At 55.6% G+C, this 25,850-nt stretch carries 24 protein-coding genes and 1 pseudogene; 18 read left to right on the forward strand and 7 right to left on the reverse strand.

All coding sequences use genetic code 11. The features are described from left to right. The first annotated feature begins 14 nt into the window (after positions 1–14). The 5 genes from B9Z34_RS10570 to B9Z34_RS10595 all read left to right on the forward strand — a co-directional run bounded on the left by B9Z34_RS10570 (position 15) and on the right by B9Z34_RS10595 (position 7,055). Positions 15–827 (forward strand): PP2C family serine/threonine-protein phosphatase, encoded by an 813-nt coding sequence (locus tag B9Z34_RS10570; RefSeq protein WP_158268719.1) that lies wholly within the window; start codon positions 15–17, stop codon positions 825–827. 452 nt (positions 828–1,279) lie between these two features. Continuing rightward, positions 1,280–3,046: an FtsW/RodA/SpoVE family cell cycle protein gene (locus B9Z34_RS10575; protein ID WP_158268720.1), complete on the forward strand. Its 1,767-nt coding sequence runs from the start codon at positions 1,280–1,282 to the stop codon at positions 3,044–3,046. Positions 3,047–3,125: 79 nt separating this feature from the next. Further along, positions 3,126–5,387 (forward strand): hypothetical protein, encoded by a 2,262-nt coding sequence (locus tag B9Z34_RS10585; protein ID WP_146179646.1) that lies wholly within the window; start codon positions 3,126–3,128, stop codon positions 5,385–5,387. After that, entirely contained in the window at positions 5,384–5,686 is a 303-nt protein-coding gene (locus B9Z34_RS10590) for a hypothetical protein (RefSeq protein ID WP_108428087.1), read from the forward strand. Before B9Z34_RS10585 ends, B9Z34_RS10590 begins: the two co-directional genes overlap by 4 nt. 106 nt (positions 5,687–5,792) lie before the next feature. Further along, positions 5,793–7,055, forward strand: coding sequence for an FHA domain-containing protein (locus B9Z34_RS10595; protein WP_158268721.1), 1,263 nt, complete (start codon positions 5,793–5,795; stop codon positions 7,053–7,055). Positions 7,056–7,057: 2 nt separating this feature from the next. Here B9Z34_RS10595 and B9Z34_RS10600 read toward each other — a convergent pair whose 3' ends face one another. Continuing rightward, positions 7,058–7,672 carry a glutathione S-transferase N-terminal domain-containing protein gene (locus B9Z34_RS10600; protein ID WP_108428089.1) on the reverse strand — a complete coding sequence of 205 codons (615 nt, stop codon included), beginning with the start codon at positions 7,670–7,672 and terminating at the stop codon, positions 7,058–7,060. A gap of 121 nt (positions 7,673–7,793) precedes the next feature. Between B9Z34_RS10600 and purB the strand changes: the two genes are divergently transcribed. Together purB and B9Z34_RS10610 are read left to right on the forward strand one after the other, a co-directional pair. Continuing rightward, positions 7,794–9,194, forward strand: coding sequence for an adenylosuccinate lyase (purB, locus tag B9Z34_RS10605; RefSeq protein ID WP_108428090.1), 1,401 nt, complete (start codon positions 7,794–7,796; stop codon positions 9,192–9,194). 127 nt (positions 9,195–9,321) lie between these two features. Continuing rightward, the gene (locus B9Z34_RS10610) at positions 9,322–9,882 is read left to right on the forward strand and encodes a YaeQ family protein (protein WP_108428091.1); all 561 of its coding nucleotides are present in this window, start codon (positions 9,322–9,324) and stop codon (positions 9,880–9,882) included. A 52-nt stretch (positions 9,883–9,934) separates the two neighbouring features. Here B9Z34_RS10610 and B9Z34_RS10615 read toward each other — a convergent pair whose 3' ends face one another. Both B9Z34_RS10615 and B9Z34_RS10620 read right to left on the reverse strand, forming a co-directional pair. Further along, complete coding sequence (locus tag B9Z34_RS10615) at positions 9,935–10,402, reverse strand: DUF3717 domain-containing protein (RefSeq protein ID WP_108428092.1); 468 nt, start codon at positions 10,400–10,402, stop codon at positions 9,935–9,937. 49 nt (positions 10,403–10,451) lie between these two features. Continuing rightward, positions 10,452–11,966, reverse strand: a complete 1,515-nt coding sequence (locus B9Z34_RS10620) for a M48 family metalloprotease (RefSeq protein WP_369907640.1) — start codon at positions 11,964–11,966, stop codon at positions 10,452–10,454. Between the two features lie 91 nt (positions 11,967–12,057). On the opposite strand from B9Z34_RS10620, the gene moaC reads away from it, so the two are divergent. The 4 genes from moaC (at position 12,058) to B9Z34_RS14485 (ending at position 16,666) form a co-directional block, all read left to right on the forward strand. Further along, positions 12,058–12,543, forward strand: coding sequence for a cyclic pyranopterin monophosphate synthase MoaC (gene moaC, locus B9Z34_RS10625; RefSeq protein WP_108428094.1), 486 nt, complete (start codon positions 12,058–12,060; stop codon positions 12,541–12,543). Positions 12,544–12,624: 81 nt separating this feature from the next. After that, a complete protein-coding gene (locus tag B9Z34_RS10630) occupies positions 12,625–13,608 on the forward strand; it encodes an integrase (protein ID WP_108428095.1) in 984 nt (327 codons plus the stop codon). Between the two features lie 302 nt (positions 13,609–13,910). Beyond that, complete coding sequence (locus tag B9Z34_RS10635; RefSeq protein WP_108428096.1) at positions 13,911–16,088, forward strand: AAA family ATPase; 2,178 nt, start codon at positions 13,911–13,913, stop codon at positions 16,086–16,088. Between the two features lie 128 nt (positions 16,089–16,216). Further along, positions 16,217–16,666: a hypothetical protein gene (locus B9Z34_RS14485; protein ID WP_146179647.1), complete on the forward strand. Its 450-nt coding sequence runs from the start codon at positions 16,217–16,219 to the stop codon at positions 16,664–16,666. Between the two features lie 411 nt (positions 16,667–17,077). Here B9Z34_RS14485 and B9Z34_RS14815 read toward each other — a convergent pair whose 3' ends face one another. After that, positions 17,078–17,308, reverse strand: a complete 231-nt coding sequence (locus B9Z34_RS14815; RefSeq protein WP_199220111.1) for a helix-turn-helix transcriptional regulator — start codon at positions 17,306–17,308, stop codon at positions 17,078–17,080. A 1,206-nt stretch (positions 17,309–18,514) separates the two neighbouring features. Here B9Z34_RS14815 and B9Z34_RS10660 point away from each other — a divergent pair. The 6 genes and pseudogenes from B9Z34_RS10660 to B9Z34_RS10675 form a co-directional block, all read left to right on the forward strand. Then, positions 18,515–19,618, forward strand: a complete 1,104-nt coding sequence (locus tag B9Z34_RS10660; RefSeq protein ID WP_158268722.1) for a hypothetical protein — start codon at positions 18,515–18,517, stop codon at positions 19,616–19,618. Between the two features lie 12 nt (positions 19,619–19,630). Next, a complete protein-coding gene (locus B9Z34_RS14490) occupies positions 19,631–19,948 on the forward strand; it encodes a hypothetical protein (protein ID WP_146179649.1) in 318 nt (105 codons plus the stop codon). Positions 19,949–20,007: 59 nt separating this feature from the next. Then, complete coding sequence (locus B9Z34_RS10665) at positions 20,008–20,391, forward strand: hypothetical protein (protein WP_146179650.1); 384 nt, start codon at positions 20,008–20,010, stop codon at positions 20,389–20,391. Further along, a complete protein-coding gene (locus B9Z34_RS14495) occupies positions 20,381–20,641 on the forward strand; it encodes a hypothetical protein (RefSeq protein WP_146179651.1) in 261 nt (86 codons plus the stop codon). Before B9Z34_RS10665 ends, B9Z34_RS14495 begins: the two co-directional genes overlap by 11 nt. A 109-nt stretch (positions 20,642–20,750) precedes the next feature. Further along, positions 20,751–21,221: a DNA repair protein RadC gene (gene radC / locus B9Z34_RS10670; RefSeq protein WP_108428101.1), complete on the forward strand. Its 471-nt coding sequence runs from the start codon at positions 20,751–20,753 to the stop codon at positions 21,219–21,221. A 180-nt stretch (positions 21,222–21,401) separates the two neighbouring features. Beyond that, positions 21,402–21,542: pseudogene (locus tag B9Z34_RS10675) on the forward strand (cyclic pyranopterin monophosphate synthase MoaC); the annotation flags it as partial. A 128-nt stretch (positions 21,543–21,670) separates the two neighbouring features. Here the strand turns inward: B9Z34_RS10675 and B9Z34_RS10680 are convergent. Next, positions 21,671–22,966, reverse strand: a complete 1,296-nt coding sequence (locus tag B9Z34_RS10680; RefSeq protein ID WP_108428102.1) for a solute carrier family 23 protein — start codon at positions 22,964–22,966, stop codon at positions 21,671–21,673. A gap of 132 nt (positions 22,967–23,098) precedes the next feature. Between B9Z34_RS10680 and upp the strand changes: the two genes are divergently transcribed. Then, positions 23,099–23,752, forward strand: coding sequence for a uracil phosphoribosyltransferase (gene upp / locus B9Z34_RS10685; RefSeq protein WP_108428103.1), 654 nt, complete (start codon positions 23,099–23,101; stop codon positions 23,750–23,752). Positions 23,753–23,801: 49 nt separating this feature from the next. Here upp and B9Z34_RS10690 read toward each other — a convergent pair whose 3' ends face one another. Continuing rightward, positions 23,802–25,280: a PglL family O-oligosaccharyltransferase gene (locus tag B9Z34_RS10690; RefSeq protein ID WP_108428104.1), complete on the reverse strand. Its 1,479-nt coding sequence runs from the start codon at positions 25,278–25,280 to the stop codon at positions 23,802–23,804. 61 nt (positions 25,281–25,341) lie between these two features. Further along, entirely contained in the window at positions 25,342–25,824 is a 483-nt protein-coding gene (locus tag B9Z34_RS10695; RefSeq protein WP_108428105.1) for a pilin, read from the reverse strand. Positions 25,825–25,850 lie beyond the last annotated feature (26 nt).

Consider the following 25,850-nt stretch of genomic DNA (forward strand, 5'->3'; position numbering starts at 1 on the left):
GGTCAATCCATGCCTTGCAGGAACTGTCGCTGGGTCTACGGCAAAACCGTTTGCGTTTCAGCGCTGCGTCATTGCCAGGCCTGGGCGCTGCGCTCAACCAAGACAGTTATGCCTGCCGCGCGCCAGATTTTTTCGGGGTAGCTGATGGCGTCGGTGGTGGTGCTTTGGGTGAGGTGGCCAGCGCCATGCTGGTTCGACAACTTGGGCAGCTGCAAGCGCCACAAGCTGAAGTGGTTAATCAGGCCTTGCGAGACGCCGATCTGGCGATTGCACAACGGTTGACGCAAGAGCGTCAAGGTCCTGGAGCGGCTGTTTGTGCCGCGGTTTGGTTGACCGATGCCAAAACTTCGACATGGCTGGCCATGAATGTGGGTGATTGCAAGATCTTGGTGGCCAATTGGAGTGGGTCTGCCTGGCGCATTCGCTGGGCATCTACCAATCAGAGTTATGCACATTGCGGCATCACGCCACCTCTTGGCGTGTCTGTTGATGCGCCTGCCAACATGGTTGGTTGCGGCTTGCATTTGCCAGCCCAGTTTTACCCCATCACATTGGCAGCGGGTGAGCGACTGATCTTGTGCAGTGACGGTTTTTACAACGCGTTGAACGTCGAGGATATACAAAAAATTTTGAACGAAACCCCTCAGCCATTGAGCCTTTCCAGCGCACAAACCTGGTGTGAACGCGCTCAGGAAAATGGTGCACTCGATGATGTGACCGTGATCTTGGTGGAGCCTGTCGCCGTGCCTGCTGTCATATCGATGTGGTGGTGGACTGTGGCCTTCGTTTTGGCCATGGCGATCGCATTCGGATCGTGGGACTGGTGACGATGACATCGCGAATCGCCATGGGCAGAGCGGGGGCGTTTGGCGCTGTGACATGGGAGCGGATTTTTTTTGTACTGGCACTGCTGTTTGTGCTTTGGGTGGGGCAAGGTGTTCAGCAATATGCGCAGCAGGGAGAGTTGCGCTGGCAGAGGGATCGCCATGCAGGCATGGTCTTGGCGGACACGGCAATGCCTGAGCCCCTCACTGTTTTGTGGTGCCAGCGTGATACCGATTTCATCCGCCAAAATTTAGACTCGGTGGGCGAGGCGCGCTGCCGATCAGATGTTTGGAAATTTGTCTGGTCGTGGTTGAAAAATGCACCCGAAGTTCATGGAGGGGCTGCCGCAGAACCCCGACGAGTTTTGCAACTTTGGCAAAGAGAGGTGGCTCTGCGCACGCAACAGTGGCGACTTCGATGGTCTGCTCAGGATGCGGCCCAAATCAAGGCAGTCATGGCTGCAGAGGCACAGACGGTGACCGATACGTCTTCTGCTCCATCTCTGGGGACCGGTCAGGCAACAGTGTCGCTAGAGCAGGAGTTGCCTGCGGAAGTGGTGCGATTGCAGGCTTTGTCCAACGAGCGACTGATGCAATGGGATCAGTGGGTGAAAGACAGCATTGAGCCTCTGATTCAATCGCCCGTCACTGAAATTCAAGCCGAAGCTTTGTGGGCTGTGGCTCAATCGCTCGAAGGCTCAGGGTCTGATGTGGTAGCCCGTACGGTACGTCAGGCAGTCAAGGCGCATGACTATGCGACACGTGCAGGATATTTGCAAAATTTGATGACGCACTTGCCTTGGTTGTTGACGGGGCATTGGTTGTTGACTGTGCTGGTCACGTACTGGTTGCGTGCGCGTGTGAGACCTTTGCAACAATTGAATGGTTTGATCTTGATGGCGATGGTTTCTTGGTTGGGTGCATCTTCCTTGGGCGTTGCACCCTCGCCATTCAAGTATCCCGTTCTTATGATCATCTTGGGTCTGTGGATGGTGCTGTCATGGGTGACTGCACATTTTTATGCGCATGCTCTGCCTGCGCCGATTTCGGCTGAACCGGTCAATTCGAGCTGGCTGCCTGGATGGTGGCTGTTCACAGCTACAGGTTGTCTGCTTTTGCTGGACCAGTCATTGCATTTTCATGAACGGTTGAGGTTTTTGGCATTGGAGCAGTGGTGGGCTTGGTTCGTCAGTGCGCTGTTGTTGCCGCTGGCGGCCTGGGCTGCACCCTGGTTGCTGGGGGGCGTTCGCTGGCTGGGTTATGCCTTGTGGGGGCATCGCTCATATGGAGGTATTGCGTTGCGTTGGCTGGTGGGCGCTTTGCTGGTACTTGGTTTTCATATGGCCCATCGACTGAATATTCCCCAGCATGTGACGGGTGAGTTGTTGAAGGCGGTTTTTTTGGTCGCCTTATGCGGTTGGTGTGTCTGGAAAATGCCATTGGCAGCGCAGTTGTGGCACGCAGGGCATGCCCTTAATTCGGTGCGTTATCTGATGGGGGCCGTGACCTTGATGGTCTTGGTGGCCGTTGCGGCGTTTGCCACCTCGGACAAGGGCCCTTTGCTGGTCATGGCTTTGTTGATGGCGGTCTTGTTGGCGACGGTGTTGGGCTGGACCGGCGGTATGGGGCTACTCGTCTTGGGCTTTGGGACCATCTTTCTCATTGGTGTTGATCTCGACGTGGTGGGTGAGCGCTTGCAGGCTTGGCAGGACCCTTTCACGGCAGACCGCGATGACATGGCCCGTTTGATGTGGTTCCAGTCCGAAGCGGCCCGTTTCGCCTGGGGCTTTGGGGTGGGGCAGGTGCCCTGGTGTGGCAGTTCGCGGCTGGATGTGTGTCATGGCCTGCCCTTGCAGTTGCAAAGCGATTACACCTTCACCGCAATCATGGGCTGGTGGGGACCATGGGGCGCCTGGTCTTGGCTCTTGTTGTTCAGTGCGTATGCCTACCACGCCTTGATGTACTGTGCCAGGCGCAGTCCATCGATTCTGACACCAGGGATGCTGTTGCAACCGGGTTCTGTCAAAGAGGCTTTGGCCATGCACTTGCTCTTTTTGTTTGCGGTGCTGATGCTCATGCAAACATGGATCACCGTGGCCGGTAATTTAGGATGGCTGCCCCTCACAGGTTTGACATGGCCTTTGCTCAGCTATGGCAAAAGCAGTTTGTGGGTCAGTACCTTTTTTGCAGGTGCCTGGGGCATGCGGAGGCTGCATGCTTGAACAAGCCCGTTTCAGCTTGGCCAGGGCGGGTGTCATGGTGGGCTTGTGTGGTTTGGTCGTCTTGGGCGCCGGTTGGGTCATGAACAGCCGTGACGGTGTTAAAAACAAGGCGCCTGTGCATTTCAGTGCCCGCACCTGGCAGGATGTGCAGTGGGTCTTGCGTTACGTTACGCCGCTTGCTTCGCCGATTGAGACGACCATGTCAGAACTTTCGGGCCCAGGCTGCGCTGCTGGTCGGCCCGGCCATGAGCGCTTGCGAAAAGCGGTCGAGACGCTCAACCAGAATCTGGAACATTTGAACCGTACCAGCTTTGTCCGACAACACTACCGGTTGAATATAGACGGGCTGCTGTTGGATGCGGGTCGACCGGATCAGACTTGTGCGCAAATACACCGCCCAGTTCAATGGCTCAATGACCGGGTACGACAACAAGGTGTGCAATTCCTGCAATCCCTTGTTTGGAAAGAAAGGTCAGGAACGTCTGTACAGGCACGATTCGAAACCACTACTTGGGTCGCCTTGCCCAAGCAGATGCTCACATCCCGATCAGCCTGGTCGGGTTTGCCAGGCTGTATTTATGGAACCGATGCGATCACAGGACAGCGCGTGGTGGCCGACGGAGATTCTGTCGTTTCGAAGTTTTGCCAGACACAAGCTGCAGCGGATCAAGCCTTACGCTCCCCAGTTTCTTTGTGGGACCAAGTGCCTGGCTTGCCGTCTTTGCTGGAGCCCTTGGCGGCCTGGCGGCTGCCTCAGCATGTGCAATACAGCGACCGAGTGGGCGACGACAACCATGTCGTCGTGGCAGGTCGAAAACAGACAGTGGGGCAGCATGTCCAGCTCAGCATAGACCCGACTTGGCAGGCAGGCTTGCAAATCTTGGCCGAATGTTTCAGTGGCAAAGTGTCGCCTGTTTGCGCGGCTTATGCCACACAGGCAGAAGGTCGTTTTGAAAATGCCCGTGTACGCATGGCGGGGATTGCAGTGATCGATGTCGCGACCGGTCGCTTGGTGGCTGCAGCCAGCGCCAACAGTCCGTGTTATGCCCATGACAAAACCCGGGCAGGCGCGCGACCCTCAGACTGTCCGGCGGTGCCGGATGACACGGTGCACAGACCTCGTATTCCTCAAATGTTGAGCAATCATGCGCTTTTCACCCAGGCACCTCCGGGTTCTCTGGTCAAACCTTTGTTGATGACGGGCATCGTGTCGTATGTGTCCCCCCAGACCAGTCTGGCAGGACTCGAACAGGCCTTGCAAAGATCTGATTCCCAGCAATTTCTGGATGCTTTTCTGTGTCGTCAAAAACTGGGACAAGGTGGGTTCGCGGCACGCTGTGATCGGCCCGCGCTCACACAAAAAAATGCCCATCAATTGGGCTGGAACAGTGGATGCGATGGCCTGTCCGATCTCGCTCGCTCCCAATGTGGCATGGTTGATTTGATCGAAGGTCGACCATTGGTGCAAAAACCTGCCCATCAAAACGCCCCGGGCACTGCGGCGCGGCATTCACCAGCCTTGCCCGTTTTGATGGGGCAGACCTTGGTCATGCCTTATCGATCTGGCTCGGGCGTATCGGGTTACCAGGACATGCCCTGGCCTGATAGCCTGCCCGGCGTTGAACAACGCCAAACCTGCGCCCAGTCGGGCGTCAAAGGTTATGTGCGCTGCGGCGGTCCACAGATGGCGATCATCAGTGAGGCCTACGGTCAAGGCAATTCTCTGACCACGCCTGCAGGTGTGGCCAGTTTGCTGGCCACATTGGCCAATTCAGCGCAGGGCCAGGTGACGCATTACCCCCATGTTTTGGTCGATCGGGTGCGTTCTGATGGTCAGAGTGATTCCAGCATCGAGATCATGATACGCGCAGCGTCATCACAAGGTCCTGAAGGTGTCGATTCTGTGGTGGCACGTCGGGTGCTGGGCGCCATGGAAAGAACCCTTCTGCCCGGCGGAACAGCCCATGCCGCTTGTGTTCGTGCCTTCGGGGCGGCGGGTTGCCTGATCCCTCGGGGTGTAGCAGGAAAGACAGGCACCCCTGGCGATGCCGATGAGCGAAGTCTGTCGCAGGTGGTACAAGACATGCGCTCACGCGCACAATGCTCAACGCGTTCATCAACAGACTGTGCCCGACAGTACCCTTTGCCCAGACCGCGTTACCGTTGGTATGCCGCCGTTTTCAAGTCTCAGGGCTCGGACCGTTACGACAAAGCCATTGCGGTGCTGGTGCACAGCAATTGGCGTCGATCTGACGGACGCTATGCGGACGATCATAATGCCGCTGCAGAAATAGCCATGCTGGCCATTCGGCAATTTCAGACAGCGCCTTTGAAACCATGATTGCCAACGTGCACCAAATGGAAGTTTTATTGCCCTGGGCACAGGCTTGGGTGCAAATGCAGTGGGAGATTGCCTTCTGGGTCGCAGAGCACGGTGATCGGGCTCGGATTCAGGTGGTTTGGAATGAGGAGCGTCTGAGCGCCGAGGTGGATGTTGCAGAATTTCAGGCGACCACGACACCCTTTTACAAAGCCTTGCAGCAACGCTTGGCAGATGGTTGTCAGTGGCAATTCAAAAAACAGGAGGGATCGACCGGGCACCGGTTGGTCCTGGGTCTATCCGCTTCGCAAGGGGCATGACTGAGCGCAGACGATGAAACAATACTGGACGCCTTTGGCCAAATGGTTGGGCATGTCAAAAGCACACAGCGACAGCGAGTCGATAGTTGATACACCTGCTGAACCCATGGGTTTGTCCGCTGCTGATGTTGTGCACAGTCCTTGGCCGGATCTTTACAAAGCCCTGCGTGAACATGCACAGAGCGAGTGGGTGGTGCGCAGTCAGCGCCATGCCGATATCAATCCAGATGAGCGATTGGCCGTGACGCGTTTGGAAATTCGTGCGACATCGCATGTGCTGGATACACAGCTACAGCAATGGTTTGCTGAAAGCGATGTGCCTCATTTGATCCAGTGGATGGCGCGTGGACCTTTGAAAACGGCCGCCATTGAGCGCTGGGTGGTGCTTGACACCTTGAGCAGTCTGGACGTGTTGCCTTTACCTCAGGCAGCAGGCCAACCCGTCAGTCCCTACGATGTTGCGGCTACGGCATCGAAATCGGAGACAGGCGGTTACGAATTTGTGGCTGAAACCCGATGGGTACCTAAGCCTGCAGGGGCAGACAATGCACAAACCTTGCCGCCTCTGGAGTTGCAGATTCATGATGCTTTGGGTGAACGGCGCGTTCATGTGATGCAGACGCTGGTGGTGTTGGGCGCTGAAAAAACCCTGAAAGCACCCGATGGTCAAAAGATCCGTTTGATTGACCAAAGTCCTGTGCCATGGCAGGGCGAAACAGCCTGGTTTGTGGCCCTTGCTGCGCAGCATGTATCAGGCATGCACCTGGTTTTGCGCTTGCATGAACACGGTGTCGATTGCCTGGACGCTGGCTCGACCAACGGCAGCTATGTGAACGGAAAAAGGCTGAATCCCGGCAACTGGCATGAGGTCAAGCATTTGGAGACGGTGTTCCTGGGTGGGCCTGAAAGTGATCCCCGCAGTCACACCGCTTGTGTTCAATTGCGTGTCGGTCATCAAGCCGTGGCCTGGGTAACGGACAAAACGCCTTTGCGCACGGCAGCGTATGAGAACATGCCACCCAAGCTGGTGCTACAGCCCTTGGAGGCTTCGGGCATGGCATCTGTGCCCGTGCATGCCCTGCCTTTCACCATTGGACGCGAGGCAGATTGTGACTGGGTCATCCCGGCCCGTTTTGAAATGGTTTCCCGTCAGCATCTGGTGATCGAAGCGGTGGACACAGCGCTGCAGCAAGTGAAGTTGCGTGACCTCAGCCGTCAGGGATTGACCGAGAGCCGTGAAGGTTGGCGTGGATCGGCTGCTCAAGGAGTCTGGGTGTCCTGCGCGGACACCATCACCTTGGGTAAAAGCTCTCGCCATCCAGGCTTGAGCTTTGGGTTTTCAGGACTTTTCCCAACTCAGACGAATTGAGTTCAGCCCGGCAAGCTGTCCACAAAGCTGGGCCGTTGCGCCAGTTTGTCGTACAGCTTGTGCAGATTGGGATAAGGCGTGCGCCAATCGATCTGTGGGAAGCGGAAGTCCAGATAGCCCAGCGCACAGCCCAAGGCGATATCGGACAGGCTCAGGTGGATGCCGGAGCAAAAGGCCTTGTCACCGAGACCGTGGCTCATGGCCCGCAGCGCGTGCTGGATTTTGTCCAGCTGGCGGTCGATCCAGGCTTGGCTGCGCTGGTTGTCTGCGCGTTCGGTCCATACCGCTTCCATGCGAGCAAGCAAGGCGGCGTCCAGCAGACCATCGGCCAGGGCTTCCCAGGTTTTGACTTCAGCGCGTTCGCGCCCGGCCGAGGGGATGAGTTTGCCGACAGGCGACAAGGTGTCCAGGTACTCCACGATCACACGCGAGTCGAACACCGCTTCTCCACCTTCCATGATCAGGCAAGGCACCTTGCCCAGAGGGTTGGATTGGTGGATGGTGGTCTGCGCCGACCAGACATCTTCCGTCACGTGCTGGTAGTCCAGCTTCTTCTCGGCCATGACGATGCGCACTTTACGGACATAGGGACTGGTGTAGGAGCCGATGAGTTTCATGGTGTGGAGAATGTCTGAACAGAATGGCTGCTGATTCTAGAGCTTACAGGGTGCTCGATGCTGACAGCCATCCCGATCGCCCTTGTCCTGGCGGTTTGACCCTGCCAATTACAATCACAGGATGAATTTCACCCCCATTTCCGCCCTGTCGCCGCTGGATGGCCGTTACGCCAGCAAACTCAATGCCCTGCGTCCGCTCATGAGCGAGCAGGGTTACATGCACCGCCGCGTTCAGGTCGAAATCGCCTGGTTCATCGCCTTGTCCGATGCCGGGTTTGCCGAATTCAAACCCCTGTCGCCCGGTGCACGCAGCTACCTGACGGGTTTGGTCAAGAACTTCAGCGAAGCGGACGCGGTGGCCATCAAGGAATTTGAAAAGACCACCAACCACGATGTGAAGGCCGTGGAGTACTGGATCAAATCCAAGTTCAAGGACCGCCCTGAACTGGAAAAAGCCGCCGAGTTTGTGCACTTCGCCTGCACCAGTGAAGACATCAACAACACCAGCCATGCCCTGCAACTCAAGGGCGCACGCGCCCAGGTCATCCTGCCGGGACTTGACGGCCTGATCGCCAAGCTGCGCGAGATGGCCCACGCGTTTGCCGAGGTGCCCATGCTCAGCCGCACCCATGGCCAAACCGCCAGCCCCACCACCGTGGGCAAGGAAATGGCCAACGTGGTGATGCGCTTGAACGGTTGCCGTGAAAAGATTGCCGCCGTCAAACTCATGGGCAAGATGAACGGTGCCGTGGGCAACTACAACGCCCACCTGTCGGCCTGGCCTGACTTTGATTGGGAAGCCTTTGCACGCCAAGTGGTCGAGACCCCCGAGCTGGGCGAAACCCAGGCCAGCCAATGGGGCTTGGGCCTCACGTTCCAGCCTTACAGCATCCAGATCGAGCCGCACGACTACATGGCCGAGTTGTTTGATGCCGTGGCGCGCAGCAACACCATTTTGATCGACCTCTCGCGTGACATCTGGGGTTATGTGAGCCTGGGTTACTTCAAGCAGCGCTTGAAAGCCGGTGAGATCGGTTCGTCCACCATGCCGCACAAGGTCAACCCCATCGACTTTGAAAATGCCGAAGGCAATCTGGGGCTGGCCAACGCCGTGCTCAAGCACCTCTCCGAGAAGCTGCCGATCAGCCGCTGGCAGCGCGATTTGACCGATTCCACCGTGCTGCGCAACATGGGCGTGGGCCTGGGTTACACCGCGCTGGCCTATGCCTCGCTGATGACTGGCCTGAACAAGCTCGAACTCAACGAAGAAGCGCTGGCCGCCGACCTGGACGCCGCCTGGGAAGTGCTGGCCGAGCCGATCCAGACGGTGATGCGCCGCTATGGCGTGCAAGGTGCTTACGAAAAGCTCAAGGAAGTCACCCGTGGCAAGACCGTCACGGCGGCCGACCTGCATGGCTTGATTGCGGCGCTGGAGATCCCGCAAGCTGACAAGGACCGCTTGCTGGCCATGACGCCGGGCAGCTACATCGGCAAAGCCGCCAAGCTGGCCCGCCGGGTTTGAAGTCGTCGTCTCAAATTTTTTTATCACCCCCGTGAAAACGGGGGTTCATGCCTGCTTCCAAGATGGATCCCCGCATTCGCGGGGAAGACATCCAACAGGTTCTCACCGTGTTCTGGACGTCCTCACCATGGCCCTCAAATCCACCATCTACAAAGCCAACCTGTCGATTGCCGACATCGACCACAGCTATTACGAAGACCACCAGCTCACGCTGGCGCGGCACCCGAGCGAAACCGATGAACGCATGATGATCCGTCTGCTGGCGCTGGCCATCAATGCCTACAAGCTGCAAGCGGTGTGCAACGGCGACGGTAAGCTGGCTTTTGGTGCGGGCTTGTCAGACCCGGACGACCCGGACGTCAGCCTGCGCGATTTCACGGGCCAGACTCGCATGTGGATCGAAGTCGGCCAGCCCGAAGACAAACCCATCATGAAAGCCTGCCAGAAGGCCGACGAGGTGCTGTTGTATTGCTTCAACCACGCCGCCGAAGTCTGGTGGAAAGGCATCGAGACCAAGCTGACGCGCCTGGACAAGTTGCAAGTCTGGCGCGTGCCTACCGAGCGCTCACAAGAGCTGGCCCAACTGGCTGAGCGCAGCATGCAGCTGCAAGCTACGGTGCAGGAAGGCGCCGTCACTTTCAGCAGCGACAAGGGTAGCGTGCACATCGAGTTGCAACGCTGGAAGTAAAGCAAACCCACAAGCGCTACAGCTCATTCCGGACTGGATCCGGGGGCATGGCTCAATCCGCAGCTTTCAGGTCCAGCTTGCTTTGCGCATCTGCCGCTGCTTTGGCCCATTGGCGATCTTCCGCGGCGCGTTCGGCATACCGGTTGAAGCGCCATGAGGTGCCGTCAACCGTGATGCGTCGCCAGACGGCCCGCTTTTCTCCGGCGCTCATCTCGGTCCACAACTGCACTTCCTCAAAGCTGCGGCCGCAACCTTTGCAGGTTTCATCGCCCTGGCTGGTCGAGCAAATGGCAATGCACGGCGTATCGGGGGTGCTGGCGTACCAGTCCTGCCAGGCTTCTGCCGCGGCCAAAGGCAGGGTGAACTCGTCGGCCAACTCTTGTTTGTAATAGACCATCAGGCCATACACCTCGGCCAGTGCACGCAATTCACGTGGCAAGGTGACCCCGTCGGGCGAGGGGTTCTTGAGGCGCCAATGGTTGATGGCGGCTTCGATGTCGGTGATGTGGATTCCGGCCATGGTGTGTCTGCAGAAGGAGCGCGATCATAGCGCCTTCGGGGCGAGCGGCTCAGCGTTCGGCTTGCATGTCCCGTATTTGCGCTTGTGCCAGCCGCAAACGGGTGTCCACAATCGAGGCCTCGATGTGGTCGCCAGCTTGCAAGCGGTTGTTTTTGGCCCAGTCTTGTGCGGCCCGAAAGCGGTCGACCGCCCCGGTCCAATCCATCCGGGCCATTTGGGCTTCCCCTTCGGCTCGCAGTGAGGCCAGCGTCTGCCCCTGCAAGGCCAGCATGCTGGCCAGGGTGTTCCAGGCCTGCGCATCGTGTGGGGCTTGTGTGACTTGTTCACGCAGTTTTTGGGTGATGCTGGCGCGTGCCGGATGCGGTGGCAGGCGCAACAGGGCTTGTGCCGTGGCGATCAGTTCGGGTCGTGGCAATTGGGCCTGGTTCAAGCCCTCGAGCACTTGCAGTGCCAGGGCAAAACGCTCTTGCTTGGCGGCCACCTCGGCCTGCAGCAAAAGCGTCAGCCGTTTGGCTTCGGGTGTGGACGACGTCAACTGCGACAGCCGCTGCCAGCTGCGCTCAGCCGCTGCCATGTCCCGCAGCTGCAGGTGCGCCAGCGTGGCCGCATACAGGGCCCCCGCCTGGGCTTGTGGCGATGTGGCTTTGCCATCTTGGGTCCAGGCTTTCAAGGCTTCCACGCTGTTTTGCGACATCACCCGGGCGCGAGCGGCCAGCATGGCTTGCACCATGTCACCGCTTGCACGTGGGCTGGCGCTGTTCAGCTGCAAGCGCGCCTGCATGTCGGCGATGCGTTCGGTGGTCAAAGGGTGGCTGCGCAGGTACGGAAAAGCGCCGTTGTCGTTCACGCCTGCAGCCTGCTGCAGCTTGGCAAACATGCCTACAAAGCCTTGTGGGTCATAACCCGCGTCGGCCAGGATGCCGTAGCCCACCCGATCGGCCTCACGCTCCATGTCGCGTGAATAGCTCAGTTGCGATTGGATAGCCGCCGCTTGTCCGCCCACGATCAGTCCTTGCGCGGCCTGCGGGTTCTTGCTGACTGCGATGGCGCCCAAAATCATCGAGCCGATCACCCAGGGCGTCATCTTGGCCTGTTCGTCGATCGAGCGGGCGATGTGGCGCTGGGTGACGTGGCTCAGTTCGTGCGCCAAGACCGAAGCCAGTTCGTCGTGGGAGGTGACCACCGCGATCAGGCCTAAATGCACCCCCAGATAACCACCGGGCAAGGCAAAAGCGTTCACCGAACGGTCGCGGCCGAGCAAGATGCGCCAGGCAAAGCGCTCTTGCAAATCGGTGGTCAGCTCTCCACGGGCAGCGGCCGCTTTGATCAGCGGGGCCCACAAGCGCTGGATGTATTCGTCCAGAACCGGGTCTTCAAGGTAATCCGGGTCGCGGTACAACTCCCGTGCAATCCGGTCGCCCAGTTTGCGTTCGGCCCCCAGGGAAATGCCCTCGCTGTTGCCCAAGGACGGCAAAGCCTTGGACTGGGCCCAAGCCGGCTGCAGGCCCAAAGCGCCCAGCAGCAAGAACAGCATCAGTTGGGAAGGTCGCAAGAGGTGTTTCAAGGTGATCGATGTCCTGTGAATGGGTCGGTTGATGGCCGTATGATGCGCCATTCTTGTCAACCTTTTGTAAATGGTTTTAACCAGCACAGCCATGACCCCCTCTACCGATGTCTTGACCCATTTTGACGCCCAAGGCCAAGCCCACATGGTGGACGTGGGGGGCAAATCCAGCACGCGGCGCATCGCGGTGGCTACCGGCCGCATCGAGATGCTGCCGGCCACGCTGGCACTGATCGAGTCGGGCACCGCCAAAAAAGGCGATGTGCTGGGCATCGCCCGCATCGCCGGCATTCAGGGGGCCAAGAAAACTTCGGATTTGATCCCCTTGTGCCACCCGATTGGCCTGACCCGCGTGGCGGTCGAGTTTGAGGTCTTGAGCGCCCAATCGACCGTGGTCTGCACCGCCACCGCCGAAACCATCGGCCAGACGGGCGTCGAGATGGAAGCCCTCACGGCCGTGCAAGTGGCCTTGCTGACCATTTACGACATGTGCAAAGCCGTCGACCGCGGCATGACCATCAACGGCGTGACCTTGCTGGAAAAGCATGGGGGTAAGTCGGGGAGCTGGACTGCGTGATAGTTGGCACTGACAAATCAATAGCTTAGGAGCACGGAAAACAGTCGTTTGTCCAAGTCCTGTCCAACTGAGGAACAGGAAATGGCTTCTTTTAGGCAACGTGGCGGCAAGTGGCAGGCGCGTGTCCTGCGTAACGGATATCCCGATCAGACCAAAACCTTTGAAACCAAGGCCGATGCAGAAAAATGGGCACGGTCGATTGAGTCCGAAATAGACAAAGGGCAGTTCGTCAACGTCAACGAGGCCCAGCGCACAACCTTAGGTGATCTGATCAAGCGGTATCTGGCGGAGGTGACGCCCTCAATGAAGGGGGCAGCGGAAGACACGATTCGGCTCAAAGCCATCATGCGCAAACCAATCGCACAGTGGAGCATGGCGAACCTGAGCGCAGCTCGCATTGCAGCGTATCGAGACGAGCGACTTAAAGAGGTCAGTGCGGGAACAGTTATCCGGGAACTGGCTTATCTGTCAGCCATCATCAATCACGCTCGGCGAGAATGGGGGATCAATGTGCTAAACCCTGTGCAGATGGTGCGAAAGCCTCAAAGCCCTCAAGCGCGGGCACGGGTGTTAACCGACGAGGAAGTTGAAAAGCTGTTGCTGGCACTTGAACCCGCAGGGCGCAGGAGTCACTGGACCAAACCTGCTGTGCAGCTTGCGCTGGCAACGGCAATGCGTCGAGGTGAACTGCTGTCTATTCGGTGGGAGCATGTTGACTTGCAAAATCGGACGGCGTTCCTGTCAGACACTAAAAACGGGGAGTCGCGGACAGTGCCCCTGTCCACTGCGGCGGTGCAAGTGTTGGCGGAGTTGCCAAGGCATATCAGTGGTGTTGTGATCCCGGTGAAGTTCTTCACGTTAGATGCTGCATTTAAACGAGCTCGAAAACGTGCTGGGCTTAATGATTTGCGGTTTCATGACTTGCGGCGCACCGCTATAACACGCATGGCGGAAAAGCTTCCGAACGTGATCGAGTTGGCTGCCGTCAGTGGGCACAAGAGCTTGATGGTCCTGAAGAGGTACTACCGTCCGACGGCGGCGGAGCTGGCGCAAAAACTGGGATAAGCACGGAAAGGCCTTGCATTGCTTGTGCGGCTTCATTTATCATTGACATTGCCTTGCGACGATTAGCGAGCTGGACCGTGATGTGCCGCACACGGAGACCATAGCCAAAATCGTTGGTTCTTAAGGCCAATACCGACCGTACCTTCACCACTAGCGGCAAGTGGTGTCCTTAAGGTAGCTGGAGTCTTGACTGTAGCGTGTAAGAACGCTGGGTCGAGGCTCGCAAATTCTTCCCGGTAATTTCCTTCTCATACTGAGGGGGTGCTCTTGCACGTTGGCTTCCATGAATTTTGGAGATAACGATGCTTACAACCGAAAAAACCGACTCAGATGGGCAGTCTAGGAGGTGGCAGGCCCACTTCGCGAGTTACGAAAATTTGGTGGCTGGTCTGAGGGCGTTTGCTGGGAAGACGCAATTTTCAACTTGGAAATTGATTCAACAGACTGGCAAGGCCAAGCCCAGTAAGGTGCCTTTCACGCGGGATGGGAAACGTTTAACTGGCAGCTTCAGTGATCCTATGTTGCCTGCGAATCTGATGAACCTTGAGGAAGCAATCGCAGCTGTGCAGCATCGAGGGCACCATGGAGTTGGTCTTGTTTTTACGCCGAACTGCGGGATCGTTGGACTTGACCTTGATGCTTGCATTGTCGCTGGGCAGTTTATTGGAACGCCCACACAGCAGGAAGCCCTAGCTGTTTTTGAAGCGCACTCATTTGTGGAGCATTCACAGTCAGGCAACGGATTGCATGCTGTTGCACTTGGCAACGCTGCTACCAACAAACATGACGGTGAACTGGAGTTGTTTGGGGATAAGAACTTTCTTGCTTTAACAGGCTTGAATGGGCGTGGCATGGCAAGTGAAATACCTGCTTCCACTATCGACTTAGTGAACTCGTTGGTTTGCCATTTGAAAGGTAATAAACAGCGAAATCGTGTTCTAGATGCGAACTTGAATTCGGATTTGACAGCCCACCTAAAGGGTTCGGAGGGGCAGGCGTCCATTGACACTGTTATGTCAGCGCTGCACCACCTCGACCCCGGGATGCCTCGAGATCAGTGGCTTATTATGGTTTGGGCTGTTCGGCATGGATTGGGTGACACCGATGAAGGTGTGGACTTGGTCGACCGCTGGTCACAGGGCGATTTTTCGGCTGAGGGCAAGATGCCTGATAACTACTCAGGCCGTCCAGATGTCGAGCAGGTGTGGAATTCATACGACCCCAACCACCTAGATCGGGTTACGGTGGGCTCCTTGTTCAAGATGGCGACTGACAATGGGTGGGTCGGACCGGGCCATACAAAGGAAGACTGCAGTGACCGTTCCCAACATCAGTCAGAGTCTGCAACTGAATGCTCGGGCGCTTTTAAGTTGACAGACGGGGATGTCCAAATCTCGCAAACGCCTCCGGCCAAGCGTAGTTATGTTTTTGCTGACACCGTGACAGCAGGTACTTACAACGTATTAGCTGGATCAGGCGGCACCCTTAAAACGATGCTCATGCTGATTTCCGCAGCTTCTATGGCAGTGGGTGATGACTTCGGTGATGTGCGAATCGCACAAGGTGCTGCAATGCTTTTTCTCGGTGAAGAGGATCGTCCCGAAATCAGCCGTCGCCTCAGCGCAGCAAGCATGCACTATGGATTTGACCCTGCTGTGGTTAGTCGACTTGTGAAAGCATTTCCTGCTGCTGGAGTTGATCTACGCCTTACCCGGGAGGTGAGCGGATCGATTGATGAAAGTGCGCTTGTACAAAATGTGATCAGTTTGGCTCAACAGCACGCACAAACTTGTGGTTGCCCCGTACGCTTGATTGTGTTTGATCACGCGAGGTTGGTTATGGACGGCGACCCTGATGCTGCTGCAAATGTAACGCAACTGACTAGGGTTCTAACGCAGATAGCGGTCACAACAAAGGCTGCAGTCTTTCTGCTGGCACACAGCCCAAAAACAGTTTTGAGGCAGCAGGCAAAAGAGATGAGCATCGCAGACGTGGCGGGTTCCAGTGCTTTTTCGGACAATGCCCGAGCGGGTTTCATCATGTACGGGATGCGGGACGATGATGCAAAAGCACTTCAAATACCTGACGCTGAACGCAAAAAGTACATCAAGCTCGAATGCGCTAAAGCCAACTATGGCCCACAAGGCACGGAATGGTGGTTTGAGAAGGTCACGTTGGATGACTGGCAAGTACAAGTTCTCAAGCCTGTGTCTTTGATCAAGCCGATGTTCAAGCCAGGACAGGCTAAGCAGCAACTGCGTCAGCGGATTTTGGATTTGCTCACTAGTGCACCTCTATCGGCCAGAGCCATACGCGACCGTGCAGGTCAACGCAGGTCACTTGGTGCGTCAGAAAAAGAGGTGCTATCTGCGGTTACCGCCTTGCTGGAGGATGGCCGTATTGAGCGGCGTAAGCCTGTGCCAGCTGAAGTGCAGCAGTACCGGTTGCAAAAAGGGCGAGAGTTTTTATTCATCGCCTGACCTACCTTGAAACAGTGGTGTGGGGAAATCCACACCACACCGAGCACCGGAAAAGTCTATGTAAATCAACAAGTTACGCACTTTGATGTGGCGTCGAATTTTGACGTTAAAAAACAAGGAATTCTTCAATGAAATCAGCAACTTACGTGGAGTTTTACTCCCCCCCGTCCCTATCGGGACCTTTGGGTGTCCCGAAGGATAGTGACACCACAGTAGCTGTCAAATCAAAAAAGATCTTGCCGCCACCAACCTCAGGGCATGTACCGTTGCGTGTGCAGCTTGAACAATTAAGGCGAAATACAGAACGGGGTATTCATACCAAGCAAGTTCGGTATGCAGATCGTTTGCGTGAGCAGATCAAAACATGGGCTGAATCCATGACGCCAGATCAACTCACTCGCCGGTTTTCGACAGAAGAGATCGAACGTTTAGCTGGACTTGTTGGCAAGCACGGCGGTCGTGCTGCTCACCATCACATGGCGCAGGCCCTAAGGGCTATTGGTTTTATCTCATGCCGTGACTGGACCGTTGCCGGTCGAAACAAACGTTTTTGGAAATTTTCAGGAGAAATGAAATGACCGCTCCCTTGTCAACTCAAATGTGCGTTCTTATCGACGAAGCCATACAACTTGAAATCGCTTGCGATTGGTACGATGACCTTGATCTCCAGTATGGGGGGCCACCGAATAAAGACCAATTATCGACAATGGCCTCGCGCCTTAGGACTGCATACATGAACATGGCGCTCCTCACAGGGGTAGACCCGTGCGAACAACTACCGTCAACGAAGGATCGACTGAAGCGAATAAGAAGTGCCAAGGGTGCTTAGTGATGAGCAAGCAGGGCTAATGCTCCAACGTTAGCCCGCTCAAACTCAACAAGGGTACCCTGGTGCAACTCGCTCAAAATCAGGGTCATGCACGAACGTATTTTCATGGCATCCATCTGCCAAAGATTTTGAATCGAGTAGGTGTATGTAGGCTGCGCAGCTAGGCCGCGCAATCGCTAAGTAAGTCGATCAGCGTCAAGTCTAATGCGTCGGCAACCTTGCAAAGAACTGTAAGTGAGGGGTTTGCTATGGCGCGCTCCAATTGACTTGCATATGTGCGGTCAATTCCGGCACGGTCAGCTAGCTCTTCTTGCGTGATGCCCATGGCTTTGCGCTGCACCTTGATGGCGCGGGCTATGTTTTGAGCGATGTGGGCTGCTGTTGAAGACACCCAGTGAGAGTGCTAGGATTGAGACCACTAATCCACCGACTATTTTCTACAAAAAGTATTGTTTGCGCATCACCGTGATTTGGGAGCGGTCCACTGTGTGATCAAAGGAGCAATGTTCTATGAAGATCAATGAAGAGCAAATTAAGAATAAGTACAAATATTACAAAACCGATATGCTTCTATCTGTTTTGAAAGAAAATAAAAAACTTTTATCAGAAGAGGTGGCAATAATTCAGGGAATAATTAATGAGAAAAACCTCCAAATCAATTCTGACAGAGAAAATAAAGACAGAATAATTTACGGCGTCTTAAAAGATAAAATAATAATAGCCACGTGCTGGCATATATTGATATTTGCAGTCAGCATTTTCGTCTCCTTTTTATACAGGCAGAGAGATTATCCATGGCACTGGATTGAGGCATTTGTTGCATGCCTTACAGTTCTAGTTTTTGGTCTCTTTAGTGCATTCATGATGTTGATTTTTTTCACAGAGAGATCCAAAGGCTTGTTCTACAAAAACTACATTAGATTCTCATTGATTGGTGTCGTAGTTCTTTGGATCACCTATTGGAATCATTGCAGAATTAGTTACACATGCAATTAAAAACGTACTTGAACCTCTAAAGAAGTGCTCCTGATTTAAGTAAATTTCTTTTTAGAAAGGCGCTCCACTCAACCCATAGGGCCCCACGACTCTTCTGTCGTTATCGGCATTAGTCCCTATCGGTCAGGCATGTCTAGCTGTAGCCTGATTACGGTTGATCAAAGACGAAAATGAAACATCTCTATATCAAAGAGGCCCTGAAATTGCTGGCTTGTGATACACGGCAGACCGATAGCTACGTGCGCCATAAAGGGGGTGTAGTTCAGTCTTAATCACAAAGAGTTCCCAAATACCAGCAGGCATATTGCGATCGCCTGCCTCCCATAATTGCCAAGCGCGCAGACTGCAATGGACCATCTCTGCAGATTCTTTCTGAGTGAAGCCCAGAGCCTTGCGCGTTACTTTGACTTGATCCGGTTGTGGCGATTTGAGCATACGCGGTAAATTATACGAACACTGTTCGTAAAGTAGCGGAGCAACCAGTATGGTGAAGTCATAGGTGACCTCGATTACCAAGGTTGCCTAGACGGAAACCCCTTGTTTTGCCATTCATTCCGAGAGCCGGAAATTTGGCTGATTGCACACTACAAAAGGAAAATTTATGCTGCCAGGCCCGTCCTACGTCTATCAATGCGAGTCATGTGAAGGTCTCTTTGAACGCCGGAGCATTTCATCTGGAAACACCAGTCGGGCCAAGTTCCGATCTGATGGACAAATGAGTGCTCCAATGTTGCCAACAACGCCGCTACTGGCAGCTTGTCCTCATTGCAAATCTTCAATTTTCTGGCCCACTGCAAAAGAAGTTGATTCGTACGAAACGTATGACATGACGGGTTTTTTCGACGTGGGCCTGATAAGCCCTGAGAATCTGGCAATTAGGGCCGAGAAGAAAACGAAAAAGCTCAAGTACAAAGATGTGGCCAGGTATGAGCAGGCTTCTCCCGAGCAGATTGTTGAGGTCATTCAAGGAGGTCGTTTTGACAGTTCGTACGAATTGCCATTGCGCTTGCTGTTTTGGCAGCGTTGCAACGATGAACGCTTAGAGGTTGGACGTGTTGGATTGAAGTTCGATGAGCGGGAGAACTTGCAAAAATTGTTGCTGTTAATCGATCAGAACACTGATTCGCATCTGTTGCTTAAGGCTGAAATTTTCAGACAGCTTGAGCAGTTCGATGAAGCTCGCTTCATGTTGGATCATGACTTTGATGAAGAGATGGCCCCCCGTGCTGAGCAATTAATGCTCGCCATTGAGAGGAAAGACACTTTGCCTTTCCAGTTCGTCGGACGCGATGATGAATATGACTATGAGACAGCTTGGCTAGCTCGAAGGTATGCGCCTGAAGACCCCACAAAGTTCAATTTTGCGGAACTGACTCCACCAGTTTTTAAGATCAGCAACCGTGATTGGTGGGTCAAGGTACTTGGTATGTTGCGCCATAACTGGGCGCTGATCGAGAGAAATGATGACGACACTGCAACCGTTTACTTTTTCCAAGATCAAGGTGGCAAAGACCGTCCGGCCATCATCGATTCACTCAGCTTCGCGGATGTCAGGGAAGCCAGGCAGGGGCTGAAAGAAAATGGGTTTGAATTATTGAAGACTTATCCGGGGCCATGGATGGGTTGCGAACCCAAGGGCTTCATCTATGATAACCGTGGCGCTGGTAATTTTGTTTATTCACAACGTGGATTTTGGGTCAAATAAAAGGAGCTGATCATGCGAGTTGGTAGTGCAATTTTTGCAGGGATAGTTGGAGCCCTTGTTGGATTTTTCGCTTCCCTAATTGGTTCTGGCGTGGCTACAGGTGTCCTTGTTGGTGCTATTGCAGGGGCAATAATTGGATTTTTATATTCAATCCCACCTCGAGATTTTGATGCTCCAAGTATTGCGATTGAGTCACTGTCGCCTGCAGGATTTGTGGCTGGTATTGCTGCGTCCGCTGCATGTGGTACGGGTTTATTTTGGGGGGCATTTTTTGCTGCTATGGGATGGATTTTTGGAATAATTATTATTGCAATTATTCAAAATTTATAATTAAAGGAAAATAAATGATTGATTTTTCTAAATTTTTTAATTAAAGGATTAAGATGTCGATGTTCGGTTTTTTAAAAGAATGGGGTTCTGGAGCTGCGCGAATAAATAACTCCGATAGAATTATTGAAAATCTTGTCGGGGTTAACCCAAAGTCATATCATCCCGATATATACAAGGGGATATTGCAAGAGGCTCTCAATTATGAAAGTTCGGAGATTAGTGATGAGAAGCTCAATGCTGTGGAATTTTCTGCTGTCAGGATGGGTTTGTTTGCGTTGATCGCGGAAAATGCAGAAGATTACGAGGTGGTGAAAATATATGCAAAGGCCCTTGGAAGGCTTTCCAGAACTTGTTCGAATGAAATCAGTTCAAAAGTCCGTGTAAAAATATTGAAATTTACAGATGATTTGAGTTTTGGAAATTATTTTTTCGATGAAAATTAATAAATTACAAAAGAAAATCATCGCCATTGCCGCTTTGATTATTACCTTGATGCTAATATTTCCGCCTTACAGAATCTATGGGTTTGGAGCTAGTAGTCAAGCCGTACTCGAAACAGGCTATTCATTAATATTTGAACTCCCGATGAGAGCATCTATTGATGGAGTGACATTAATTGTTCAGTGGCTAGGAGTATGTTTAGTCGGAGGGCTAATTTACAAAGTTTTTGATGGTGATGAAAGCAGTAGGTGACATACACACGTCTTGAAAAATTGCTCACTCACTGAGAGGCACTGGTCCAATGTGCCCCCACCCCCCCACCCCCGTGGGGGGCCTCCCCGGGGGGTAGCAAGCCAGCCATATGTACAACCTCAAAGGAGTACGAATGGCCAATTACGCGGAGCACCCCATCATCCGGCAAGCCCTGGAATTGCTTGCTTGTGAAATTCAACATACCGACACACTTCAGTCACCAGATGCCGTCAAAGACTATTTGAGATTGAAGTTGGGCGACCGACCTCATGAAGTCTTCGCCGTTGTGTTTATGGACTCACAAAACCGAGTCATTGCATACGAAGAGCTTTTCAGGGGTACTTTGACTCAAACCTCTGTCTATCCGAGAGAGGTAGTGCTGGAGTCGTTGAAGCGGAACGCTGCCGCAGTCATCTTGTGTCACAACCATCCAAGTGGTTCACCTCAACCATCAAGGGCAGATGAAACACTCACACTGACTCTGAAAAGTGCGCTTGCGTTGGTGGATGTGCGTGTACTTGATCACATGATCGTCACACGTTCTAAGGTCCTGAGCTTTGCAGAGGAGGGTTTAATCTGAACGTACGAACCGATTTTGAGCTTTATAGCCTCACTTGGCCTATACCGCATCATAAATGCGTGCGGCAACATCGAGGTAAACTGAAGTGGGCAAGAATTTTTGTCCAAATTTTGTCCAACTAAACACACAGGATCAGGCTAAACGATGGCATGCCGTGTGCTGTAACTTGTTGATTTGTATGACTCCCTCACGGCCGTGCAAGTGGCCTTGCTGACCATCTACGACATGTGCAAAGCCGTCGACCGCGGCATGACCATCAACGGCGTGACCTTGCTGGAAAAGCATGGGGGCAAGTCGGGGAGCTGGGTCAGCGAAACCTGAAGCCTTACTTGGCTGTTCCCCCCTGTGTCGTCATGGCCTGACTTGATCGAGTCTGGGGAAATGGATCCTCGGGTCAAGCCCGAGGATGACAAATCACAAGCGCCTGAGATGACCACAGGGCGTGAATCTCAGCGTGAAGAGCGGCCGCGAGAGAGCAAGGCGTACAGCAGGATCGCCCCAAAGGTGGCGGTACCGATGCCGCCCAGCGCAAACGGGCCGAACTTGAGGGTGAAGTCCCCTGTGCCCAGCACCAGTGTGATGGCGGCGACCAGCAGGTTTTTGTTGTCTGAAAAATCCACCTTGTTGTCCACCCAGATCTTGGCACCGGCCACAGCGATCAGGCCGAACACCACGATGGACACGCCGCCCATCACGGGCAGCGGAATGGCTTGGATGAGTGCACCGAATTTGGGCGAGAAGCCCAGCAGGACGGCCATCAGCGCTGCGACCAGAAAGATCGCGGTGGAGTAGATGCGTGTGGCGGCCATCACGCCGATGTTTTCGGCATAGGTCGTCACGCCAGTGCCACCGGATGCGCCGCTGACCATCGTGGCCACGCCGTCGCCGATGAAGGCACGGCCCATGTAAGCGTCCAGGTTTTTGCCCGTCATGGCGGTCACCGCTTTGATGTGGCCCAGGTTTTCGGCCACCAAGATGATGGCCACAGGCGCGATCAGCAGCATGGCGCGGCCGTCGAACACCGGTGCGGCGAACGTGGGCAGGCCGAACCAGGCGGCGTTCGCCACACCCGAGAGGTCCAGTGGTTTGCCCAGGCCCAGGCCATTGGTCAGGACGGCGTAGATGATGCTGGCAAGAATCAATCCCACCAGCATCAGCAGGCGCTGCACCATGCCGCGTGAATACACCGCAACCAGGCCCACGCTGACAAAGGTGACCAGCTGCATCCAGGCATCAAAGTCGCCCGCAGCCATGTTCTTGATCGGTATGCCTGCCAGATTCAGGCCGATCACGGCCACCACCGCACCAGTGACCACTGGGGGCATCATCCGCTCGATCCAGCCGGTGCCAACCGCCTGCACGACCAGGCCGATCAGTGTGTAGAGCGCGCCACAGGCGATGATGCCGCCCAACGCTACGCCCATGTTGGCGTTTGGCCCTTTACCTGCGTACGCGGTGGCCGCAATGACCACGCCGATGAAGGCAAAGCTCGAACCCAAGTAGCTGGGCACCTTGCCGCCGGTGATGACAAAGAAGATCAGCGTGCCGATGCCGCTCATCAAAATGGCGATGTTGGGGTCAAAGCCCATCAGGATGGGGGCCAGTACGGTGGCACCGAACATGGCAATGACGTGTTGCACGCCCATGGCGGCGGTGTGCGGCCAAGGCAGGCGCTCGTCGGGGCCGATGGTGCCGCCTTGCAGCAGCACATCGGGGCTTTGCGTTTTCCATTGAAACATCGACATACCAATCTCCCTGAGTGAAATGTGGGGGCCATGCTAACGCAGTTTGGCGCCTCATTCCGATGCCTTGGTGACCCGGTGCTGCAGGCACAATCGTGCCTGTCTGTTTCCCATATTGCGAAGAAGGAACCCGGAATGACCGCCATCAACCCCGCCGAACGCGGCCAAGTGCACCTGATTGATCACCCGCTGGTGCAGCACAAGCTCACGCTCATGCGCAAGAAGGACGCCAGCACCAGCAGCTTTCGACGCTTGCTCAATGAATTGGCCAGTCTGATGATTTACGAAGTTTGCCGCGACATGCCCTTGCAGGACGTGCAGATCGAAACCCCACTGGAGACCATGACCGGACGCGTGATCGACGGCAAGAAGCTGGTGTTCGCCAGCATCCTGCGCGCTGGCAACGGCATTCTGGACGGGGTGTTGTCGGTGGTGCCTGGCGCACGTGTCGGTCACATCGGCTTGTACCGAGACCCGAAAACGCTGCAGGCGGTGGAGTACTACTTCAAAATGCCCAAGTCCATGAGCGAGCGTGATGTGGTCGTGGTCGACCCCATGCTGGCCACTGGCAATTCGGCAGCTGCCGCGATTGCGCGGCTCAAGCAGTGTCAGCCGCGTTCAATCAAGTTCCTGTGCCTGTTGACCTGTCCCGAGGGCATCAAGACCTTGCACCGCGAGCACCCCGATGTGCCGATTTACACCGCCGCCATCGACCGCGAACTCAATGACCACGGCTACATCTTGCCCGGCTTGGGTGATGCGGGGGACCGTATTTTCGGGACGCAGTGAGCGCGTCGACCTGCGGGCATCTGTTCATGCCAGGTGCCCGCTGAGCGCTTTAAAGGGTCGGCAGGGGTGCTGAAGGGAAAGCCGCCCGCCACCTTGCCGAGTGAAGCGCCACCAAATCCTGCCTGCCCAGCATGTGGGCGCTCAAGATCAGCTGCCTCACCACTTGGGGCTCGGGTGAGTAGTGCAGCATCTCCAGGCTGGTGGCCAGCACCCATGGGGCGTTGTCCGGGGTCACGCGGGTCAGCGTCAACTCGGCAAAGGTGGCCGATCGCTGAAAAAACCAGCTGCTGCGTGCCGCGCCCAGTGGGTCGTCACGCCACACAGGCCAGCGTTGTGCAGCGGGCATGTAAATTTGCCGCACGCGGGCATAGTCTGCGCCCACCAGGCAGACGGTAGCCAGCAGCAAGCCGCCGATCAGCGGCAAGCTGCGCGATGAACGAGCTTGCCAGCCTGTGCTTGGCATCCGCAGCAACACGCCGCACAAAAGCACAGCCATCTGAAACGGACCGTACCAAAGCGGAAACTCCAGCAGGCTGTGCAGGCCGATCACCGCCAGCACCGACCAGGCCAGCTGATGGGTTGGTGATGCACTGGTCCAGGGCTGCGCCCAAGCCAGTGCGGCCAGCAAGGCCAAACCCAAAGCGGCGGTGACCGGGAGGCCCAGCGTCACGGCCAGGTGCAAGGGCAAGTTGTGGGCATTGCCCAGAATCTCGCAGAACCTTTTCTCGGGACCACCCTCGTATGCGGTGATGTAGTGGGCGTATTTAAGCTCGCCCCAGCCCCAGCCCGTCCAGGGCTTTTGACCGATCAGCTCGACCACGTTGGCCCACAGCACACGGCGGCTGCCACAGCCTTCGTTGTGACCCATGCGGGTCAGGGCGTCGATGACGTCTTGCCCGGTCAGCAGGCCCAAGCACCAGGGCAAGCCCCAGTTGGCCAACAGGTACATCGCCAGGGTCCAACATGCCAGACGCGGGGACAGCCTTGGCATGGGCGAACGGCTGCGCCAGGCCCAGAACATGACCAGACCGCAGACCAGCAGCATGTGCAGCAAACCGGTGCGTGATGTTGTGGCCGCATTGCCGATGGCCAGCAAGGCGAGCATCCACAGCGCGTGCCGGGTCCGCAGCCCGTGGGCTTGCCACCACAGCACCGCCAGCATCCCGATGGCGAGCAAAGTGGCAAGCTGGTTGCGTTGGCGCAAGTTGGCGTTCGCTTCGCCCAGTGCCGCCACATGCAGCCAAGGATTGAAGGCTTCGGCGGCCCCAAAGTATTGGATGAGCCCCATGACGCTGCTGACCAAGGCTGCCACAGCCCACGCCCGGGCCACGTCCAAGGCTTGCAGGCGCGGACTCCACAACAGCAGCAAGCCGATGCAGGCCCAACTGACCAGCAAGGGCACCGTGTTGGGTTGCGGCGAAGGCGACCAGGGTGCAAGCCAAGGCAACACCAGCAGGACACCCAGCGTGAGCTCGGGTCCCCACGCAGGCGTGCTGACGGGGCGGCGTCCGGTGGTGTTCAAACCCATGTAACTGCCACCAAGAAAAACGCCCTGGGTTCAGCAGGGCGTCGGGGTGTGCGAAAGACGTTCAGGACGCTTTGCATGAAGCGGGCAGATACTTGACCGGCAAGCCGTTGCTGCTGGCCGGACCGCAGCGCCAGCCGGAGATGGTCTTGCCGCCGTCGGTGCTGCCGTTGACCGGGGTGTCGCCGGTTTGCAGCGGGGTCAGGGCAATGGCATTGGCCGATGCGCTGGTGCTGCCGCGCAGTGCTTCATGCTTGCCGACCACAGTGATCACGCCATTGCCATCCACGGCCACGCTGGCGACGTATTTGCTGGTCTGGCTCTCACAGACTTTGGGCAAAGCCGCCGACACATTGGCATCCGACGATGAGCTGAGCGCCTCGTTGACCGCGGTCTTGCAGCCATTGGCCGCCAACAGCATTTCGGACACTTTGGCCCGGATGGTGTAGTCCTGGTAAGCCGGCAAGGCCAGCGCACCCAAAATGCCGATGACCGCGATCACGATCATCAGCTCGATCAATGTCAAACCTTGTTGGTTTTTTGGCATGGTTTTCCCCCTGGTGAATGGCCCTC

Source organism: Limnohabitans sp. Hippo3 (genome assembly GCF_003063665.1).
Taxonomy (GTDB): domain Bacteria; phylum Pseudomonadota; class Gammaproteobacteria; order Burkholderiales; family Burkholderiaceae_C; genus Limnohabitans_A.

Excerpts from the sequence above, each read along its gene's own strand:
- B9Z34_RS10575 (WP_158268720.1), top strand. The coding sequence starts at position 1,280 with ATGGCTGCAGAGGCACAGACGGTGACCGATACGTCTTCTGCTCCATCT.
- B9Z34_RS10600 (WP_108428089.1), bottom strand. The coding sequence starts at position 7,672 with ATGAAACTCATCGGCTCCTACACCAGTCCCTATGTCCGTAAAGTGCGC.
- B9Z34_RS10690 (WP_108428104.1), bottom strand. The coding sequence starts at position 25,280 with ATGGGTTTGAACACCACCGGACGCCGCCCCGTCAGCACGCCTGCGTGG.
- B9Z34_RS14485 (WP_146179647.1), top strand. The coding sequence starts at position 16,217 with ATGAAATCAGCAACTTACGTGGAGTTTTACTCCCCCCCGTCCCTATCG.
- upp (WP_108428103.1), top strand. The coding sequence starts at position 23,099 with ATGACCGCCATCAACCCCGCCGAACGCGGCCAAGTGCACCTGATTGAT.
- B9Z34_RS14495 (WP_146179651.1), top strand. The coding sequence starts at position 20,381 with ATGAAAATTAATAAATTACAAAAGAAAATCATCGCCATTGCCGCTTTG.
- B9Z34_RS10630 (WP_108428095.1), top strand. The coding sequence starts at position 12,625 with ATGGCTTCTTTTAGGCAACGTGGCGGCAAGTGGCAGGCGCGTGTCCTG.
- B9Z34_RS10665 (WP_146179650.1), top strand. The coding sequence starts at position 20,008 with ATGTTCGGTTTTTTAAAAGAATGGGGTTCTGGAGCTGCGCGAATAAAT.
- B9Z34_RS10680 (WP_108428102.1), bottom strand. The coding sequence starts at position 22,966 with ATGTCGATGTTTCAATGGAAAACGCAAAGCCCCGATGTGCTGCTGCAA.
- B9Z34_RS10585 (WP_146179646.1), top strand. The coding sequence starts at position 3,126 with ATGAACAGCCGTGACGGTGTTAAAAACAAGGCGCCTGTGCATTTCAGT.
- B9Z34_RS14490 (WP_146179649.1), top strand. The coding sequence starts at position 19,631 with ATGCGAGTTGGTAGTGCAATTTTTGCAGGGATAGTTGGAGCCCTTGTT.
- radC (WP_108428101.1), top strand. The coding sequence starts at position 20,751 with ATGTACAACCTCAAAGGAGTACGAATGGCCAATTACGCGGAGCACCCC.
- B9Z34_RS10635 (WP_108428096.1), top strand. The coding sequence starts at position 13,911 with ATGCTTACAACCGAAAAAACCGACTCAGATGGGCAGTCTAGGAGGTGG.
- B9Z34_RS10590 (WP_108428087.1), top strand. The coding sequence starts at position 5,384 with ATGATTGCCAACGTGCACCAAATGGAAGTTTTATTGCCCTGGGCACAG.
- B9Z34_RS10615 (WP_108428092.1), bottom strand. The coding sequence starts at position 10,402 with ATGGCCGGAATCCACATCACCGACATCGAAGCCGCCATCAACCATTGG.
- B9Z34_RS10610 (WP_108428091.1), top strand. The coding sequence starts at position 9,322 with ATGGCCCTCAAATCCACCATCTACAAAGCCAACCTGTCGATTGCCGAC.
- moaC (WP_108428094.1), top strand. The coding sequence starts at position 12,058 with ATGACCCCCTCTACCGATGTCTTGACCCATTTTGACGCCCAAGGCCAA.
- B9Z34_RS10660 (WP_158268722.1), top strand. The coding sequence starts at position 18,515 with ATGCTGCCAGGCCCGTCCTACGTCTATCAATGCGAGTCATGTGAAGGT.
- purB (WP_108428090.1), top strand. The coding sequence starts at position 7,794 with ATGAATTTCACCCCCATTTCCGCCCTGTCGCCGCTGGATGGCCGTTAC.
- B9Z34_RS10595 (WP_158268721.1), top strand. The coding sequence starts at position 5,793 with ATGGGTTTGTCCGCTGCTGATGTTGTGCACAGTCCTTGGCCGGATCTT.
- B9Z34_RS10695 (WP_108428105.1), bottom strand. The coding sequence starts at position 25,824 with ATGCCAAAAAACCAACAAGGTTTGACATTGATCGAGCTGATGATCGTG.